We start from the raw sequence: 17185 nt of genomic DNA, 5'->3' as shown, positions 1-17185 counted from the left end.
CCGAAAAACAACCTCCTAGCTGTTTAAAAACCCCAATCATGGATGATTGAATAATAATGAACATTCACCCCGATACACGTCCCCATAGCTGGATGGGAAAAAACGCTGCGTTCGCCACACTCCGCATCGACCAACTGATCCTTCCCGGCTCTCATGACTCTGCCGCAGACAAGCAATCACCAGGTGGTTTCTTTATTGAAACAACACAGGATGTCTCCCCTTTCGATCAACTAAAGGGCGGCGTCCGTGTACTCGACTTACGGGTAGAATTCTGCCCGGATTATGCCCCAGGCGATCCGAAGCGCTTCCAACTCTTTCACCTGACCTTTACCGGGAGAAACCTGGCGACGGACATATTTAAGCCACTCAATGATTTTCTCTGGGGGGTCGAAAGAGCCGGTGATACCGCAAGGGAAATCATCATTCTGGATTTCCATACTCTGCAAAATTTCACGCAGGAGGCGCACATTGAGCTTGATGAGTTAATAACCCACAGCATTGGCCGCCGAATGATCCCCTGGAACCTGCGGGAGTTAAGCGTCAGTAAAATCTGGTACAACCATCCCGGTAAAAATATCGTGGTGGCTAAATCTCGCCGTAATTCCCCGCTTTATTGGCCGAGCGTTCATCAACAATGGATAGGCGAGAACTTTCCGAGTACGGATAGGTTGAAGGCGTTTATGGATACGCACGCGGGCGAAAGGAAGTCGGATTATTATCTGCGCTCCATTCAGTGCGCCAAATACGTCATCGCCCCTGACGACTTTAGTCCGGCCATAGATGAATGGTTCGAATCCATAGACGAGAACAGTTACATCCAGGGCTTTTACATCATCAATACCGATTGGACCCTGCGCAGCTCGATTGTGAAAAACTGCCTGCATGCCTGTCTGGTTCGCGCTTTAACTTCATAGCGTATTATTTCGGGTATTCGATCACGTTTATCCACCAACTCATTTCACCTGCTGGGGTCGGCACGATCACATCGTCGCCGACTTCTTTTTTGAGCAAGGCGCGGGCCATGGGCGAATCGATCGAGATGTAGTCCATCCGGCCATAAATCTCGTCGTAACCCACCACGCGAAAGCGCTTGGTTTCACCCTCCTCGTTTTCGATTTCGACCCAGGCACCAAAAAAGACCCGGCCTTCTTGCTCGGGTGAGTACTCCACCACGCGCATGTCTTCCAGGCGCTTGCGCAAATAGCGCACGCGACGGTCTATCTCCCGAAGCAATTTTTTATTGTATTGATAGTCGGCGTTTTCACTTCGATCACCCAACGATGCAGCCCACGTGACTTTCTGCGTGGTGTCCGGGCGTTTGACTCGCCAAAGATAATCAAGCTCCTGCTTCAGCGCCTCATGACCTTCCTTCGTAATGATCTTCGTGCTCAATGGATCGCTCGCTTTATTCCGGGTTCGTTTGGGCGCGTGTCAAAACAGTCATCTGCACTCAGCGTCGGGTTATCAATCCTTGGCGGGCGATACGTGTCAGGTGCTTGATGAATAGTTCGGCGTTATCGGCGCTTGGCGCTTGCACCACCGCGATGTCGAAACGATCGTTGGCGAATTTGGCGAGGGAATCGTGCTGGTCGATAAACTGGATCAGGAAAGCAGCGGGTTTGCCGTTTCGCTTGGGCCAACCTTCGAGGTAGCGCAGCAGCGTCGGCTGGTGCGAACCACCCAGCAGGATTCTGGGATTACGCCGAGTCAGGGGCGAAGTGAAGGGTGATAAGCGAATCAGGGGACGCGGATTACTCATGGTGTTTGTCTCAGCCTCAAAAATCCCGCTGGGCAGCGGTGAGAGGCAACACCGAACCAGCGCTTTAGCGGTATTTAGAAGTCGCTTCGGACTTCAGACAGGCATGGATCTCGTCCTTGCCTTGCGCCCCGCAAGTAGCTGTTTAAATCGGCGCATGGGCAGCATCCTAGAGATGCCGCACAGTTACTGTCAATGGGATCTCGGTTTGTCTGGCTGAACTTGACCCGTTCAATGTGTTGGCGAGGACCTGGATCCGTTGGTTCAGGTATCCCGCCTCGTCAACACGTTGGCTCCTACAGCGAACTGGCCGGACAGTACTGAGTCAATGATAATCGCGTTTACCGACTGTTTTGCGAAGCGGACTTTTTCTGAGGCGGCGCGGGCACAGGACCTTCCAGAGAGCCCCGCTCGCGATCGAACGCTAAATAGTATTTATTGACACTGTTAACGTAGCTCACAACACCGGGCCCTTCCTGCTCGGCTGCGACGCGTTCAACCTGAAAAAACCACTGGTACGGATTTAAGCCCCGGCGCCGCGCTTCCTCCCGCATGGTCTGGACCCGCTCGGGGCCCAGGTTGTACGCAGCCATCACAAACGCCATCCGTTCACGCTCGTTGAACCTGGAACTGGAGAAAAATTTACGGCGAATCAGCGCCAGATATTTCGCACCGGCCAGAACGTTGCCGTCGACGTTATGAATGTCATCGACCCCGACCCGTTGCGCTGCCGAAGGGGTTATTTGCAGTAACCCGGTAGCGTTGCCACCGCCCCTGATACCGGGGTTCAGGGCTGATTCCTTGAACGCCAGCGCCGCCAGGTTCAACCAGTCCATCCCTTGTTGGTCAGCACAACGCTGCAACACTGGCCGCAGTTTTTCCAGGCGCTGGCGGTCCTCGGTGGCTAAGGGGTAGTGCAGTTGATAAAGGCCGCGATAAGCCTTTTCAAACGCCAGGTTTTCGTCGGAGGGCACTTGATATTGCTTGAGGAAACGGTCGATGCTGGCGCGCAACATCGTCGCGTCGTGGCGCACGTACCAGTTCATGTCACCACTATTGCTTAGCATCAGCGAGCGGTCCACACGCAGCTTCGGCATGACCTTGGACCAGCGCTCGGCAATCGGTTGCTCCACCACCGTCAAGTGATAAACGCCGACCTGAACCATCTCCAGCACGTCTTCGACGGCGAGGCTGGGGTCGACCCATTCGATATTGACCGGTGGCAGTTTGCGCAACGCCAGCGTTTGGTTCAGTTGGTGCACGGCTTCGTCAGCGGCGCTGCCGGTGGTCAAGGCGACGGTCCGCCCCGACAACTGCTCGACATGCTTGAAACCGCGCTCGCCTTTTATACCCACCACAATCAGCGGGACGTGGCTGGTAATTGGCTCACTGGCATCAATGCCCCGGGCGGCACTGGTGTCGAGAATTTCACCGGGGGCCACCAGATCGCCTTCTCCACGCTGCAAAGCGGCCAGTAACTGATCCTTGGATTTAGGGATGATCTTGAGTGTCAACTGCTGGCCATCGCGGGAGTGGCCATTAAGGTACTGCTCGAACGCACTTAACCGGTGATACTCGACACCGATTTGTTCGCCCTGGACTTGCCCCGAGCTGTTACGACTTTGGTTGACCAGGACGCGCAAGACTTTACTGCTGCGAATCGCCGACAGGTCCCGCACCTGACTTTTTTTCACCACCACTGGCGGTCCCGTCAGTCGCGCGAGTGCTGGCAACGGCAGCAATGCCAATGCACAAAATACGATCAAAAACGTGGGTCGCGTCATCCGCTTTCCAGGGAATGCAAGCCAAAACATAAGCCGCAAAACGTTGAGAGCCTGGCGTCGAAGCGGATGATTTTTCCGGCTCAACTCGCAAAGCACTTCAACAGAGTGTTCCAACCAGCTGTACCAGCTGAGTTTTTTTGATATCGGGCCAGGTCTGATATTCTCTTCAGCCTTCGGCTTGAGGTAGCACCATGCAACTCATCGACATCGGCGTCAACCTGACCAATTCCAGCTTCGCCAATAAAGAGCAGGCGGTCCTCGACCGCGCTTACCAATCGGGCGTCGCTCAATTGCTGCTCACCGGGACCCACGTCGAGAGCAGCGAGCAGGCGTTAGAGTTATGTCACAGGCTCGATGACTCCGCTCAGCGGCTGTTTTCCACCGCGGGCATCCACCCTCACTCGGCCAGCGACTGGACGTCGAATAGCGAACGCCAGTTGCGTGCTTTATTGAACGAGGATCGGGTTCGCGCCGTGGGTGAATGCGGTCTGGATTTCAATCGCGACTTCTCCCCTCGTTCGCAACAGGAGAAGGTGCTGGAGGAACATTTGGCGTTGGCCGTCGACCTGCAACTGCCGGTGTTTCTGCATGAGCGCGATGCCAATCAGCGTTTGCTGGAGATACTCCGCGACTACCGAGATCGCCTGCCTGCCTTGGTGGTGCATTGTTTCACCGGCGAGCAACGGGCGTTGTTCAGCTACCTTGACCTAGACCTGCACATCGGCATCACCGGTTGGATTTGTGATGAGCGACGCGGCACGCATTTGCATCCCTTGGTGAAAGACATTCCACGGGGACGGCTGATGCTGGAAAGCGACGCGCCGTACCTACTGCCACGTAGCTTGAGGCCGAAACCAAAAAACGGCCGAAACGAACCGGCTTACCTACCGGAAGTACTGCGCGAAGTAGCGCTGCATCGAGGGGAAAGCCTGGAAGATGTCGCCGCGCACACCACCGACTGCGCCCGGGCGTTTTTTGGGTTGCCGGTTGTGGTTGATCTGCCTGACGACATCCGCGAATGATTCTTCCAGCACTGCACAAATCCCCTGCAGGAGCCAACGTGTTGGCGATATAAGCAGCACCGCAGGACTTAAACGCCGTTTCAACGCTCCAACAATCGATACCCAACCCCCGCTTCAGTCACGATAAACCTCGGGGTGGCGGGGTCGTCAAGCAGCTTCTGGCGTAAATGCCCGACGACGATGCGCAGGTAATGAGTGTCTTCAGTATGGGTCGGTCCCCAGATGTCCTTGAGCAACTGCTGCTGGGTAATCACTCGCCCCGGATGTCGCGCCAGTTGCGCCAGCACCGCATATTCCTTGCGGGTCAGGCCCACCTCGGCGCCGTCCAACAGCACGCGGCGATACGCCAGGTCGACGGTCAGCGGGCCGAACACCAAAGCGGCTTCTTGTTGTTCGCCGCTGGGTGCCTGCCGCAATAACGCCCGAACCCGTGCAAGAAATTCCTGAATGCCGAACGGTTTGGTCACGTAATCATTGGCGCCACTGTCCAGCGCCTGGACTTTCTGTCCCTCACTGGCGCGCACCGAGAGCACCAGCACTGGCACCGTCGACCATTCGCGAAACTCACGCAGCACCTCTTGGCCGTCCATGTCCGGCAGCCCGAGGTCGAGCACCAACAAATCAGGTTTGTTCAATGCCGCCTGGCTCAGCCCTTCGCTACCGGTTCCCGCTTCCAGCACTTTGTAGCCTTGAGAAACCAGGCTGATGCGCAGGAATTTTCGAATCTGCGGTTCATCGTCGATCACCAGAATGGTCGAGGTCTGACTCATGGTCGTCTTGCCATATCAAATGAAGCGCTGAGCGTAACGCAATGCAGGATCAGAGCGTGTGCTCCAATTCGGCTTCGGGTTGTGTTTGTAGCGGCAGGTACAGGGTAATGCAGGTGCCCCGGCCCTCGATGCCCTCCGCGACGCTGATTCGCCCACCGTGTGCGCCGACCATGCCCAGACATATCGCCAGACCCAGCCCGGTGCCTTGCCCGCCACGGTCTCCTCGGGCAGCGGTGTAAAACATGTCGAAAATTTTCGCCCGTTCGGCTTCGGGAATACCGGGGCCTTCGTCACCTACCGAGAAAAACAGCTCGCTGTCGTTGATGCCCGCGCTCACCTGCAATCGGCCGTGCGGCGGTGAGAATCGCGCCGCGTTTTCCAGTACGTTAACCAACGCTTGTTCGATCAATGCCGCGTGCACATACAACAGCGGCAACTCCTGCGGCACCTGGGTACTGACCTGCAACGGCGCAATGACCGCCCGCAGACGATTGAGCGCACTGCCGACGATATCGCCGGGCGCGACCCAGTCCCGAGCCAATTTCAACGCGCCATGACCCAGGCGCGTCATGTCCAACAGGTTTTGAATATAGCGATCCAGACGCTCCGCTTCGTCCCGCGTGCCTTCCAGCAACTCATGACGGTCTTCCAGCGGGATTGCTTCGCCCAACGCCAACAGGCTGTCGATGCTGCCGCGCATGGCAGTCAGTGGCGTGCGTAAGTCGTGGGACACCGACGCCAGCAAGGCACTGCGCAGTTGTTCGGTTTCACCATGCAAGCGCGCGGCTTCCAGCTGTTCTGCCAACTGCGCTCGGGCCAGCGCCTGAGCCAGCGGTTGACTGAGTGCCGTCAACAAGCGACGACGCTGGTCGGAGAAGGACTGACCCTCGTGAGGGCAAACGCCCAGTAACGCCAACGGCCCCTCCTCCATGGACAATGGCCACCACCACCAATGACCCAAGGGTAATGTGCCGGTGCCCATACCTGCCGCCTGATCGTGTTGCCAGGCCCAATCAGCCGCCGCGCGCTCAGCCTCTGACAGCTGCAGCGCGCCACCGACTTCAACTTTCCAGCCGCCTTGGCCATCGCGATCCATTAGGCAAATGTGCAGATCTTTCCAGCCACTCAGGTGCTGTTCAGCGGCGCTTAACATCGCTTGTCGGTCGGTGGCGGCGGTGAGTTTGCGGGACAGGTCGAGCAACTCGCTGGTCTCTTCTTGAGTATCGCGCAACGCTTGCAGTTGTTGGCGTTGACGGGCCGCGAGGTTACCGGTCAAGGCGGCCATCAATAAAAAAAACAGCAGCGTCAGCACGTCTTCTTCGCGCTGGATGCTCAGGGAGAACGTCGGTGGAATGAACAGAAAATCGTAAGCCAAAAATGACATCGCGGCACAGGCCAACGCCGGGCCCAGGCTACTGCGCACCGCCACCAGCAGCACGGCGGCGAGGAATACCAGGGAGATGTTCGGCAGTGCCAACACGCTGGCCACCGCCCATGCCAGCGCGCTGGCCAGGATCGTCGCGATCAGTGCCAACCCATAGTCGAACCAGACCACCGCCCGCGCTGAACGAGCGCGAGGCTGATCATGCTGCGCCTCGCTGTCCAGAACATTGATTTCCAGACCGTGAGCATCTTGCAGCAAGCGCGCCGCAAGCCCTCCGCCAAACAACCGCCTGCGCAAACGAGGGCGCGACTGCCCCACCAGCACCAGACTGGCACGCCGTTCCGCCGCGTGTTGGATCAGGGTTTTGGCCACCTCGCCTGCGCGCAGCAGCACCACTTCGCCGCCCAGGCGTTCGGCCAGTTGCTGGGCATTTTGCAAGCGCATGCGCGCGTCTTCATCGATGACTCGGCCGTTATCCACATGTACCAGACTCCACGGCAGATGCCGACGCTGGGCCACACGACTGGCATGCCGCACCAGCCGTTCAGCTTGAGCATCACCGTCGACGCCTACCAACAGACGACCGCGCACAGCGGGCGCAGCCTGACCCAACTGACGATAACCCTGGGCCAGGTCGTCATCGACTTGCGCCGCAGCCGTCTGCATCGCCAACTCCCGCAGAGCGGTAAGGTTGGTTTGGGTGAAAAACGCATCAATGGCGGCCCGAGCTTGCTCAGGCACATACACCTTGCCGTCGCGCAAACGTTCCAGCAGTTCCCGTGGCGGCAGGTCGATGAGCACCAGTTCGTAGGCTTCCTGCAACACCCAGTCAGGCAGTGTTTCTCGAACCTGAACCCCGGTAATTCCGCGCACTTGGTCGTTGAGACTTTCCAGGTGTTGAACGTTGACCGTTGTGTAGACGTTAATCCCGGCGGCCAGCAACTCTTGTATATCTTGCCAGCGTTTGGCGTGTCGGCTGCCTGGCGCATTGCTGTGGGCCAGTTCGTCTACCAGTACCAGCTTCGGCGCAGCCATAAGCAGGCCATCGAGGTCCATTTCTTCGAGGGTTACGCCGCGGTATTCCGAGCGCAGCAGCGGCTGTTGGGGCAATCCATTGAGCAGGGCTTCGGTTTCCGCACGACCATGGGTTTCAACCACACCCGCCAGAATATGCAAGCCTTGGCGAAGTTGGGCATGGGCGGCCTGGAGCATGGCGTAGGTTTTGCCCACCCCCGGCGCGGCGCCAAGAAACACCTTCAGCCGCCCACGACCGTCCCTTGGCAGATCGGCTAACAGAGCATCGGCGCGGCGGGTATCACTCATGGGGTTCTCTTTATCCAGTGCAACACAATCCTGTAGGTCCAGTCTGCCAACGCCTCAAAGCTGCGCTGACGGTAACTCAATCAACGTTTGATTCAATAGCAAAACGTTGACCACCGGCGGGCCAACCAGTGGCCGGTAGGTATTTTCGTTTACCAGCCGTTGCACGGTGTCCACGGATACGTTGCGGGCGGCGGCGACGCGGGCCACCTGGTAGGCCACAGCCTCGGGGGGCAGGTGTGGGTCAAGGCCGCTGCCGGAAGTGGTTAACAGGGATAAAGGCACCGCGCCCTGGCCGGGCACTGCTTCTTTGGCGACATCTGCGCTAACCCGTGCAGCCAGCGCCGGATTGCTGGGTGACAGGTTGCTTGCGCTGCTGGAAACGGTAGCAAATGCACCGGCAGACGGACGCGAGTGGAACCAGCCATCGCCGGTGAAGTTCTGGGAAATCAGTTCCGAACCCCGTACCGTGCCGGCCTTGTCATACAGCAGGCTGCCATTGGCTTGCGCGGGAAACGCCACTTGGGCGATCCCCGTCACCACCAGCGGATACGCCACGCCAGTGATCAGGGTCATTAACACAATCAGGCTCAGGGCCGGACGCAATACAGTCGACATCATCGAATCCTCAATCAGGGTGAACGTCACGCCCATGGAGCGTGACGCATAATGTACTTAAACCAGGTGCAGCCCAGTCAACAGCAGGTCGATGAGCTTGATCCCCACGAACGGCGCGACAATTCCGCCGAGGCCGTAGATCAGCAGGTTACGACGCAATAGCGCAGCGGCACTGGCCGCTTGCACCCGTACGCCGCGCAGGGCCAGCGGGATAAGCACGACGATGATCAAGGCGTTGAAGACAATCGCCGAGAGGATCGCGCTCTGCGGACTGGCCAGGTGCATGACGTTCAGCACCCCCAATTGCGGATAGATCGAGGCGAACAGCGCGGGCAGAATCGCGAAATACTTGGCCACGTCGTTGGCGATGGAAAACGTCGTCAGGGCGCCGCGAGTCACCAGCAACTCTTTACCAATCTGCACCACGTCCAGCAGCTTGGTCGGGTCGCTGTCGAGGTCGACCATGTTCGCCGCCTCACGCGCCGCTTGCGTACCGTCGTTCATCGCCATGCCAACATCGGCCTGGGCCAGCGCCGGGGCGTCATTGGCGCCGTCACCGCACATGGCTACCAAACGCCCGTCGTTCTGTTCGAGACGAATCCGTTCGAGTTTTTTCTCCGGGGTGGCTTCGGCCAGGACGTCATCGACGCCCGCTTCAGCGGCAATCGCGGCGGCCGTCAGTGGGTTGTCACCGGTGACCATTACCGTGCGAATCCCCAGCTTGCGCAGCTCGGCAAAACGTTCGCGAATACCGGGTTTGACCACGTCCTTGAGGTGAATCGCGCCCAGCAGTTTGCCGTCCATGCACACCAACAACGGTGTGCCACCGGTCTTGGCGATTTTATCGACTTCCCGGGCCAGCGCTGGCATCAGGTCACTGCGGGTCATGTCGACAAAAGCCAACACTGAATCCACCGCGCCTTTGCGATAAACACGGCCTTGATAATCGACCCCGGATAGACGGGTTTCGGCGCTGAAAGTTACTGGCGTCAACGATGCAGCGCCGGGTTCTTTGATCGGGTGCAGTTCGCGCAAGTACTCGACAATGGATTTACCTTCGGCGGTGTCATCGGCCAGCGAGGCCAGCAACGCACCTTCGCCCAACTCCAGAGCCGTCACCCCCGGTGCCGCATAGAGCGCAGTGCAGCGACGGTTGCCGAAGGTGATGGTGCCGGTTTTGTCCAGCAGCAACACGTGCACATCACCCGCTGCCTCTACTGCACGGCCAGACTTGGCAATCACGTTGAGGCGCACCAACCGGTCCATGCCGGCGATACCGATGGCGGATAACAGGCCGCCGATGGTGGTAGGAATCAGGGTCACCAACAGCGCTACCAGAAACACCAGCGGCAAGCTGCCACCGGAGAATCGGGCGAAGGGTTGCAGGGTGACCACCACCAGCAGAAAGATCAGGGTCAAGCCGATCAGCAAAATATCCAGCGCGACTTCGTTGGGGGTTTTCTGCCGCTTGGCCCCTTCCACCAGTGCGATCATGCGGTCAAGAGTCGATTCGCCAGGGTTGGCAGTGATGCGGATCAACAGCCAGTCCGACACCAGGCGTGTATTGCCGGTCACGGCAGAACGGTCGCCGCCTGACTCGCGAATCACTGGGGCGGATTCGCCGGTAATCGCTGCTTCGTTGACCGCTGCGATGCCTTCGATAACCTCGCCGTCGCCAGGGACCATTTCCCCGGCATCGACGCGGACCACATCGCCACGGCGCAGGCTGCTGGCGTTGACTACCTTAAAATTGCCGCTCTCGTCACGACGACGAGCCTTTAGGCCTTCGCTGCCGGCTTTAAGGCTGTCAGCACGGGCCTTGCCGCGCCCCTCGGCCAAAGCTTCGGCGAAATTGGCGAACAGCACGGTGAACCACAACCACATAGCGATCTGCACCGCGACCGGGGTGGGCACCGCCGGGTCAGGAATCACACACAAAATACTGGTCAGAATGGCGGTCAGTTCTACCACCAACATCACCGGCGCCCGCTGTAACTGACGGGGGTCGAGTTTGACGAACGCCTGTATCAGAGCCGGACGCCACAACGCCGACAGCGCCGTTTTTACCGGATCCGGAGCATCGTGGGGCGCACCGGTTTTTGCGACAGGAGTCTGCATATGATCTTTATAAATAGACATCATCTAGTCCTCAGAAGCCCATGCTCAAATGTTCGGCAATCGGTCCCAGTGCCAGGGTCGGCAGGAATGTCAGGCCACCCACCAGCAAAATGGTCATGGTCAGCAATGTGACAAACAACGTACCGTGGGTCGGGAAGCTGTTCAGGCCCAGCGGTGCGCTCTTTTTCGCTGCCAGGCTGCCAGCCAGTGCCAGCACTGGAAGGATGTAGCCGAAGCGGCCAAGGAACATCGACAGGCTGAGCATCAGGTTGTGAAACAGCGTGTTGGCGCTGAAGCCACCGAACGCCGAGCCGTTGTTGGCGGTGGCCGAGGTGTAGCTGTAAAGCAGCTGACTGAAACCGTGTGCGCCAGGGTTGCTGATGGCGCCCGCCGGACCTGGCAGACTTGCGGCCAGGGCGCCGAAGACCAACACGCCAATGGGCATGACCATCAAGGTGGCGACCAGTAGTTTGACTTCATACGCTTGCAGCTTTTTACCCAGGTATTCCGGAGTACGGCCGATCATCAGACCGGCGAGGAATACCGCGATCAGCACGTTGAGCAACATGCCGTACATCCCGGCACCGACCCCGCCGAAGATCACTTCGCCAACCATCATGTTCGCCAGCGCAACCATGCCGGTCAGCGGGTTGAGGCTGTCGTGCATGCCGTTGACCGAACCGTTGGACGCAGCGGTAGTGGTCGTGGCCCAGAGTACGGTGGCGGTGGTGCCGAAGCGGCTTTCCTTGCCTTCAAGCGGCGCGGTCTGCTCCACCGACGCAATGTTCAGCGCCGGGTTAGGCTGATATTCGGCCCATAGAGCGGTAGCGCCGCCAATCAAAAACAGTGTCAGCATGCAAGCCATCATCGCTTTGCTTTGGCGCATGTCTTTGACGTAATGGCCGAAGGTAAACACCAGCGCCACCGGGATCAGGATGATGGACACCACTTCGATCAGGTTGCTCCAGGCAGTAGGGTTTTCGAATGGATGCGCCGAATTGACGCCGAAGAAACCACCGCCGTTAGTGCCCAGTTGTTTGATCGCAATCTGGCTGGCGGCAGGCCCCATGGGCAAGCTTTGGTCAGCGCCTTGCAAGGTCACGGCATCAATATAATGGGCGAAGGTTTGTGGCACGCCCTGCCACACCAGAAACAGCGCCAGGATCAGGCACAACGGCAGCAGCCCATAAAGGGTGGCGCGGGTCATGTCGGCCCAGAAGTTACCCAGGTTTTGTGTCGAGCGGCGGCTGATGCCCCGGCAGAACACGATCAGCACCGCGATGCCGGTGGCTGCGCTGACGAAATTCTGGACCGTCAGGCCAACCATCTGGCTCAAGTAGCTGAGCGAGGCTTCGCCGCTGTAGCTCTGCCAGTTAGTGTTAGTGACGAAGCTCATGGCCGTGTTGAACGCCAACGACCATTCCATGCCCGGCAGTTGCTGCGGATTGAGCGGCAAGTTGCCTTGGAACAACAGAATCGCGAACAACACGACAAAGCCCGCGAGGTTAAACGCGAGCAACGCCAAGGTGTAGGTTTTCCAGTTTTGTTCAATTTTCGGGTCGACCCCGGACAAGCGATAACATGCACGCTCCACAGGGCCCAACACCGGTGTCAGAAAGGTGCGCTCACCTTCCATGATCCGGTAATAAAAACGCCCCAGCCACGGCGCGGGCAGCAGCACCAGCGCAAAGAAAGCCAGAATCAGTAGATAGTCATAACTGTGCATGGCTGCTCCTAGTGCTGGTCGGCGCGTAACAGCGCCACCATCAAGTAAATGAACAGCCCTGCTGCCAACAGCAGTGACACCCCGTCCAGAACGCTCATGACATTTCTCCGTCGTGCGGCAAGTGCCGCGTGTGGGGGTTATTGTCCGCAGGGAGGGTGTAAAGGAACGAGATCGACGATAGCGACTGGGCATAAAGAAAACGTAAAGACTATGGTCAGGTGCGGTTGTGCATGGGGCAAAATCCGAGCATTCATTGCTCAATCGCTGCTTGTCGTATATACACGTTTCAACCTTGTATTTAATACAGGACATGTTCAGCCACTTCGACTTCGTCTATTCTGAAATTCCAATAAAACTATCGAAACATCCTACAGGACGACCAACTTTGTCCTTCGCCGTATAGTTTTTTTCCTTAACCATACAGTCAGCGCTCCTACAACAATTTAGGAACGCATCCGATATCGCTAACCTTTTATAACGACTATGATTTTTACGTGCTTCAAATAGAGGATGCTCTACACAGATTTAAAGCGTCTTCTACTTGCACACTGCAAAGCGTGATTTGAGAACGTGGCGACCTTTCCGTTAATCATGAAACGCATAATCGTAGCCAAGGCCATGGATTGGACCCGGTCTTGTCAATTTTTTTCAATGAAGGACTTTGAGCATGAAAAACACATTAGTTACGCTTCCTCTAAGCCTGATCTTTGGGCTGTTCGCCTCGTCGGTCTTTGCTACCACTGGCACCATCAACTTTCAGGGCAAGATCACCGCAGTCAGTTGCGGTATTGAAGTTGTTGATCCGGAAACCGGCGCGCCGGGCGCCGGGCGCGTGAACATGGGCAGCGTCGAAGCGAGCCGTTTTACTGCGGCGGGTCAGGAATATGGCGGTAAAGGTTTTATTCTTCGAGTCATTCCAGGTGCCGGTGGTTGCACTATTGCCCCTGACTCAACGGCCAGGGTCACCTTTACCGGTGCAGCTGATCCGAGCGGTGTTTACTACGCATTCAAGCCCACCACCGACGCAGCCAAAGGCGTGGTTGCCGTCATCAAAGACAAGAGCGGAACCAACCTGGGCAACGGCTCAGAGTCCGCGGAATACAACTTGGCCGAAAAGGATCCAACCGACATGCGCTTCGATGTCTACTACCGGTCTACCGCTGAAGCTGTGAGCCCCGGCCCCGCTGAAGCCGATGTGGCATTCGTTGTCGCTATCAACTGATACATAGCCTGTCCTGACCGGTACGCCATTCGCGTCCGGTCAGTCACACTCTTGATGTATCCGGTGCGTTTCGCGCTTCGGTCATAGGTATTTGTAGATGTTTGGCATATTCCGTTTCAGCGCCCTCGGGCCTACCCTTTTTACCTGCATGGCTACCCTGGTCATGGCCAGTTATATGCCTGCCAGCCAGGCAGCCTTGACCATCAATGGTACCCGTGTGGTATTTGAAAGCGACAAACGCAGCGTTTCATTGATTGTTACTAATCCAGGCACCTCTGTTTATGCGGTACAGACCTGGATCAATACCGCCACCGACGACACGACAACCGCAGTGCCGTTCATCTCATCGCCACCGCTGTTTCGACTCGATGGAGGGAAAGAACAACAGGTGCAGATCAACGGCTTGCCCAATGAACTTCCCAAAGACCGCGAGTCATTGTTCTATTTTAATGTGCAAGAAATTCCACACGTCGAGGCAGGTAATAACGGTAACTTTCTGAACATTGCCCTGCGCTCACGACTTAAGCTGTTCTATCGTCCCAGCGAACTAAAGGACAGTCCTGCAGCGCGTATGAAGGATCTTAAGTGGTCAATCAATACCGTGAGCGGCAACTCACTCCTGCGCGTAGATAACCCGACCCCTTTCCATGTTTCTTTTATTCGTATCGGCCTTTCCGGCGCTGGCCAACAAGAGCATCTGAGCAGCCCGGCAATGGTCGAGCCTATGTCAAGCCAGACCTACCCGTTAAGCGCCATCAAAGCGAGCAACGACCTGCGCGTAACGTTTTCAGCGATCAACGATTACGGTGCAACAACCCCTCCCTTAAGCGCATCGGTTGATTCGAAATTTTAACCCCACGAGATACATTTGCCTGGAACTTTTCCATGACGCTTTCATTCAGTGGATGGCGCCCTCCCTGTCGCCTGCGCCTGGCTCAGTGGTTCATCATCGGTAGCAGCGGTATGGTTTTGGGGAAGTCTGAAGCCATATTGGCAACCGAAATCCTTGAGTTTCAGTCCGGCTTCATGCGTCAGAACTCAGCCCACAGCGCGGACGCCGGCGCACTTTCGTTGAAAGCCCTGGCGAATGAACACAGCCTGGCGCCTGGCCGGTATCGGGTTGAAGTATCAGTCAACCAGGCCTTCCTGGAAGAGCGTGAGATCGAGTTCATGTCAAGCCCTGACGGCGCTCAGTTAGTACCTTGCCTTTCACAGGCGTTGCTGGAGCAAGCAGGCCTGCGCATTGACCGCCTGGAGGAACTCAACGGTTTGCAGATGGGCTGCATTGATCTCATCAGATTGGTACCTGGCTCCCACGTGGAGTTCGACGGCGGCCAGATGAAATTGGCATTGTCCATTCCGCACATTGCCATGCGCCGCGATAGCATCGGCTATGTCGACCCCATACGTTGGGATGCCGGCATTAACGCCGCGTTTTTCAACTATCAAGTCTCGGCCCAGCAAGGCTCGAGTCGCCGCCGTGGATCGACCCATTCCGATGACCTGCAACTTAATAGCGGGATTAATCTTGGCGGCTGGCGCTTGCGCAGCAATCAGTCCCTTCGTCAAACCTCGGACGGCAACCGCGAGTGGGTCCGCGCTTACACCTACGCGCAACGCGACGTGCCGGGGACCCATGCAAACCTGACCCTTGGCGAAACCTTCACCCCAGGCGACGTGTTTAGAAGTCTGCCAATCAAGGGCATGGTTGTCGCGACGGATCTGGGCATGCTGCCGGACTCACTCCAAGGGTACGCACCGGTTATTCGTGGTGTCGCTCAAAGCCGTGCCAAGGTTGAAGTGTTGCAAAACGGTTACCCGATTTACTCCACGTACGTCAGCGCCGGCCCGTATGAAATCGACGACCTCAGCACGGCCGGGGGCAGCGGCGAGCTGGAAGTCGTCCTGACCGAAGACGACGGTCAGGTCCGGCGCTTTACGCAACCTTACGCCTCACTCGGTAACTTGCTACGCGAAGGCGTCTGGCGCTACAGCGCTTCGCTCGGTCGATATAACCCGGCAAGCAACCTGCAAGATCCATTGCTTTGGCAGGGAACGCTGGCCATGGGCGGCATGTGGGATTCGACGTTTTACGGCGGTGTACTGGCCAGTGATTTTTACCGGGCGAGCAACCTGGGAATCGCCAAAGATCTGGGGCGCATTGGCGCCCTTGGGTTCGATGTAACACGTTCCAGCGCCGACATCGATAACCTGACGGCCCGGCGCGTGGACGGCATGAGCTACGCCATCAAATACGGCAAATCATTCCAGACCAATACCAGTTTGCGCTTCGCCGGTTATCGCTACTCGACAGAGGGCTATCGCGACTTCGACGAAGCCGTGCGTGAACGGCGCCGCGAGTCCACCTTCCGGGGCGGCCGCCGCAGTCGGCTGGAGGCAGCGGTGATGCAAAACCTGGGCGATGCAAGTTCAATCAATTTGACCTGGTCACAGGAAGACTTCTGGAGTTCCGATTACCAGCAACGGCAGTTTCAATTCAACGTCAATACCCAATACAAGGGCATAACCTACAGCCTGTTCGCCTCTCAGCCCCTGAGCGAAGGTGGATTGGGCGACGATCGACAGATGGGACTCAGCTTGTCTTTCCCTCTGGATTTCGGCCATTCGAACCGCGCAACACTGGACTTCAGGGAAAACGGCGGTCGCTATAATCAGGCGGCCCGTCTGACCGGCAGCACGGATCAAAACCGCCTGAACTACAGTGCTTCGTTGTCTAGCGACGAAAACCGCCAGCAATCCACATCACTGTCGCTCGGCTACCAAGCGTCGGTGGCCAGCGTCGGTGTTGGTATCACTCAAGGCAGCGACTCGCGCAATCTGTCGCTTAACGCCAGCGGGGCAGTGCTGCTGCATGCTGACGGCGTCGAATTGGGATCCTACATGGGTGACACCTCAGCGCTGGTGCACGTCCCGGGGATTGCCGGGGTCGGGGTGATGAATGCCACAGGGGCGCGTACCAATGAAAAGGGATACGCCCTGGTTCCGTCCTTACGTCCGTACCGTGTCAACTCGGTGGTGCTACAAACCGACCAACTGGGGCCCGAGATAGAAATCGATAACGGCTCTGCGCAGGTCGTTCCTCGACGCGGCGCGGTGGTCAAGGCGACGTTTGCTGCTCGTTCCGTGAATCGATTGGTTATCACCGGGCATAGCCCCGACGGCCGCCCTCTGCCTTTTGGCGCGCAAGTCAGCGATGCCACAGGCGCCGTATTAAGTATTGTCGGTCAGGCTGGACAGATGCTGTTGTCCACACACGCCGAACCGCAGACGTTGACCGTGCGTTGGGGCGAACTGGCCGAACATCAGTGCCAACTGCGGGTAATTCCGGCATCCATGGACCTGAAGCAGGGTTATCGGTTGCAAACCTTGATGTGCCTCAGAGCTTAACGGCGGCCCCCCTTTTCAAGGGCACCGGAGCAAGGCTCGTGCCCTGATTGCCCAGGA

General features: G+C 57.6%; 14 protein-coding genes. 5 read left to right on the top strand and 9 right to left on the bottom strand.

What is annotated here, in order from left to right; genetic code table 11:
- Positions 1-56 precede the first annotated feature (56 nt).
- Positions 57-914 carry a hypothetical protein gene (locus tag JWR17_RS22880; protein ID WP_299835088.1) on the top strand — a complete coding sequence of 286 codons (858 nt, stop codon included), beginning with the start codon at positions 57-59 and terminating at the stop codon, positions 912-914.
- Positions 915-918: 4 nt separating this feature from the next.
- Here JWR17_RS22880 and greB read toward each other — a convergent pair whose 3' ends face one another.
- From greB to JWR17_RS22865, 3 genes are all read right to left on the bottom strand, one after another.
- A complete protein-coding gene (greB, locus tag JWR17_RS22875; RefSeq protein ID WP_299835086.1) occupies positions 919-1392 on the bottom strand; it encodes a transcription elongation factor GreB in 474 nt (157 codons plus the stop codon).
- A 58-nt stretch (positions 1393-1450) separates the two neighbouring features.
- Positions 1451-1759, bottom strand: coding sequence for a class I SAM-dependent methyltransferase (locus tag JWR17_RS22870; protein WP_299835085.1), 309 nt, complete (start codon positions 1757-1759; stop codon positions 1451-1453).
- A gap of 338 nt (positions 1760-2097) precedes the next feature.
- Complete coding sequence (locus JWR17_RS22865; RefSeq protein WP_299835083.1) at positions 2098-3540, bottom strand: transglycosylase SLT domain-containing protein; 1443 nt, start codon at positions 3538-3540, stop codon at positions 2098-2100.
- Between the two features lie 191 nt (positions 3541-3731).
- Between JWR17_RS22865 and JWR17_RS22860 the strand changes: the two genes are divergently transcribed.
- Positions 3732-4562 carry a TatD family hydrolase gene (locus JWR17_RS22860; protein ID WP_299835081.1) on the top strand — a complete coding sequence of 277 codons (831 nt, stop codon included), beginning with the start codon at positions 3732-3734 and terminating at the stop codon, positions 4560-4562.
- An 80-nt stretch (positions 4563-4642) separates the two neighbouring features.
- On the opposite strand, the gene JWR17_RS22855 is transcribed toward JWR17_RS22860, so the two are convergent.
- Genes JWR17_RS22855 through kdpF form a run of 6 tightly spaced genes read right to left on the bottom strand, consistent with a single transcriptional unit; the run spans position 4643 to position 12596 of the window.
- Positions 4643-5332, bottom strand: coding sequence for a response regulator (locus JWR17_RS22855; RefSeq protein WP_299835079.1), 690 nt, complete (start codon positions 5330-5332; stop codon positions 4643-4645).
- A 49-nt stretch (positions 5333-5381) separates the two neighbouring features.
- Complete coding sequence (locus JWR17_RS22850; protein WP_299835077.1) at positions 5382-8039, bottom strand: sensor histidine kinase KdpD; 2658 nt, start codon at positions 8037-8039, stop codon at positions 5382-5384.
- Positions 8040-8093: 54 nt separating this feature from the next.
- Positions 8094-8654 carry a potassium-transporting ATPase subunit KdpC gene (gene kdpC / locus JWR17_RS22845; protein WP_299835075.1) on the bottom strand — a complete coding sequence of 187 codons (561 nt, stop codon included), beginning with the start codon at positions 8652-8654 and terminating at the stop codon, positions 8094-8096.
- Between the two features lie 57 nt (positions 8655-8711).
- On the bottom strand, positions 8712-10772 hold the full coding sequence (gene kdpB / locus JWR17_RS22840) for a potassium-transporting ATPase subunit KdpB (protein ID WP_299835340.1): 2061 nt from the start codon (positions 10770-10772) through the stop codon (positions 8712-8714).
- Positions 10773-10803: 31 nt separating this feature from the next.
- Positions 10804-12498: a potassium-transporting ATPase subunit KdpA gene (gene kdpA / locus JWR17_RS22835; protein ID WP_299835073.1), complete on the bottom strand. Its 1695-nt coding sequence runs from the start codon at positions 12496-12498 to the stop codon at positions 10804-10806.
- Between the two features lie 8 nt (positions 12499-12506).
- Entirely contained in the window at positions 12507-12596 is a 90-nt protein-coding gene (gene kdpF, locus JWR17_RS22830) for a K(+)-transporting ATPase subunit F (protein ID WP_297835929.1), read from the bottom strand.
- Between the two features lie 569 nt (positions 12597-13165).
- Between kdpF and JWR17_RS22825 the strand changes: the two genes are divergently transcribed.
- From JWR17_RS22825 to JWR17_RS22815, 3 genes are all read left to right on the top strand, one after another.
- Positions 13166-13720, top strand: coding sequence for a fimbrial protein (locus JWR17_RS22825; RefSeq protein WP_299835071.1), 555 nt, complete (start codon positions 13166-13168; stop codon positions 13718-13720).
- 97 nt (positions 13721-13817) lie between these two features.
- Entirely contained in the window at positions 13818-14573 is a 756-nt protein-coding gene (locus tag JWR17_RS22820; protein ID WP_299835069.1) for a molecular chaperone, read from the top strand.
- A 110-nt stretch (positions 14574-14683) separates the two neighbouring features.
- Positions 14684-17128, top strand: a complete 2445-nt coding sequence (locus tag JWR17_RS22815; protein ID WP_299835338.1) for a fimbria/pilus outer membrane usher protein — start codon at positions 14684-14686, stop codon at positions 17126-17128.
- The last annotated feature ends 57 nt before the right edge of the window (positions 17129-17185 follow it).

Source organism: Pseudomonas sp. (assembly GCF_028293835.1).
Classification (GTDB): Bacteria; Pseudomonadota; Gammaproteobacteria; order Pseudomonadales; family Pseudomonadaceae; genus Aquipseudomonas.
This window is presented reverse-complemented; position numbering and strand designations above follow the sequence as displayed.

Coding starts and splice junctions, on each gene's coding strand:
- JWR17_RS22880 (WP_299835088.1), top strand. CDS start 57: ATGAACATTCACCCCGATACACGTCCCCATAGCTGGATGGGAAAAAAC.
- JWR17_RS22870 (WP_299835085.1), bottom strand. CDS start 1,759: ATGAGTAATCCGCGTCCCCTGATTCGCTTATCACCCTTCACTTCGCCC.
- JWR17_RS22865 (WP_299835083.1), bottom strand. CDS start 3,540: ATGACGCGACCCACGTTTTTGATCGTATTTTGTGCATTGGCATTGCTG.
- JWR17_RS22860 (WP_299835081.1), top strand. CDS start 3,732: ATGCAACTCATCGACATCGGCGTCAACCTGACCAATTCCAGCTTCGCC.
- JWR17_RS22855 (WP_299835079.1), bottom strand. CDS start 5,332: ATGAGTCAGACCTCGACCATTCTGGTGATCGACGATGAACCGCAGATT.
- JWR17_RS22850 (WP_299835077.1), bottom strand. CDS start 8,039: ATGAGTGATACCCGCCGCGCCGATGCTCTGTTAGCCGATCTGCCAAGG.
- kdpC (WP_299835075.1), bottom strand. CDS start 8,654: ATGTCGACTGTATTGCGTCCGGCCCTGAGCCTGATTGTGTTAATGACC.
- kdpB (WP_299835340.1), bottom strand. CDS start 10,772: ATGCAGACTCCTGTCGCAAAAACCGGTGCGCCCCACGATGCTCCGGAT.
- kdpA (WP_299835073.1), bottom strand. CDS start 12,498: ATGCACAGTTATGACTATCTACTGATTCTGGCTTTCTTTGCGCTGGTG.
- kdpF (WP_297835929.1), bottom strand. CDS start 12,596: ATGAGCGTTCTGGACGGGGTGTCACTGCTGTTGGCAGCAGGGCTGTTC.
- JWR17_RS22825 (WP_299835071.1), top strand. CDS start 13,166: ATGAAAAACACATTAGTTACGCTTCCTCTAAGCCTGATCTTTGGGCTG.
- JWR17_RS22820 (WP_299835069.1), top strand. CDS start 13,818: ATGTTTGGCATATTCCGTTTCAGCGCCCTCGGGCCTACCCTTTTTACC.
- JWR17_RS22815 (WP_299835338.1), top strand. CDS start 14,684: ATGGTTTTGGGGAAGTCTGAAGCCATATTGGCAACCGAAATCCTTGAG.